The sequence below is a fragment of the Streptomyces sp. NTD91 genome, from assembly GCF_059510455.1.
This window is the reverse complement of record NZ_JCAJZW010000139.1, coordinates 1-935: the sequence shown is the minus strand read 5'-3', so window position 1 is coordinate 935 and position 935 is coordinate 1. Positions and strand designations below refer to the sequence as shown.

General features: G+C 71.2%; 1 protein-coding gene. It reads left to right on the top strand.

Annotated features, from left to right (window positions below; all coding sequences use genetic code 11):
• Positions 1-7 precede the first annotated feature (7 nt).
• The coding region (locus tag AC5WRT_RS38930) for an acyltransferase domain-containing protein (protein ID WP_496101101.1) at positions 8-935 on the top strand (928 nt) is incomplete at its 3' end.

The following is a 935-nucleotide window of genomic DNA, read 5'->3' as shown; positions in this document are numbered from 1 at the left end:
CGGCGGTGTGGTGGTGTGGCCGTTGTCGGCGCGGGGTGAGGCTGCGTTGCGGGCGCAGGCGGCGCGGTTGCTGGGGTCCGTGTCCGGTGGGTCGGGGTCGGTGGCGGATGTGGGGTGGTCGCTGGCGGTGACGCGGTCGGTGTTCGAGGACCGTGCGGTGGTGGTGGGCTCGGACCGGGAGCAGTTGCGGTCGGGGCTGGCCGCGCTGGCGGCGGGTGAGTCGCATGCGCGGGTGGTGCGGGGTGCGGTGGTGCGGGGGCGTACGGCGTTCCTGTTCGCCGGTCAGGGTTCGCAACGCCTCGGTATGGGGCGGGACTTGTACGAGCGGTTCCCGGTGTTCGCCGAGGCTTTCGATGCGGTGGGTGCGGAACTGCCGTTCGATCTGAAGGCGGTCGTCGTCGGTGAGGACGCCGACCGGCTGAACCGGACGGAGTTTGCGCAGCCTGCGCTGTTCGCGCTGGAGGTGGCGCTGTTCCGGTTGCTGGAGTCGTGGGGTGTGCGTCCGGACGTGCTGGCGGGGCATTCGATCGGTGAGATCGCCGCGGCGCACGTGGCGGGTGTGTGGTCGCTGGCGGATGCGTGTCGTGTGGTGGTGTCGCGTGGCCGGTTGATGCAGGCGCTGCCCGAGGGTGGTGCGATGGTGGCGGTGCAGGCCTCGGAGGGCGAGGTGCTGCCGCTGCTGGGTGAGCGGGTGGGCATTGCCGCGGTGAACGGCCCGCAGGCGGTGGTGGTTTCCGGTGCGGCGGAGGCGGTGGAGGAGATCGCCGGGCGCTTCCGTGCCGAGGGCCGCAAGGTCACCGCTCTCCGGGTGAGTCATGCGTTCCACTCGCCGCTGATGGAGCCGATGCTCGGTGACTTCCGTGAGGTCGTGCGCAGCGTGTCGTACGACCGTCCGAAGCTGCCTATCGTGTCCACGGTGACCGGACTCCCCGCCA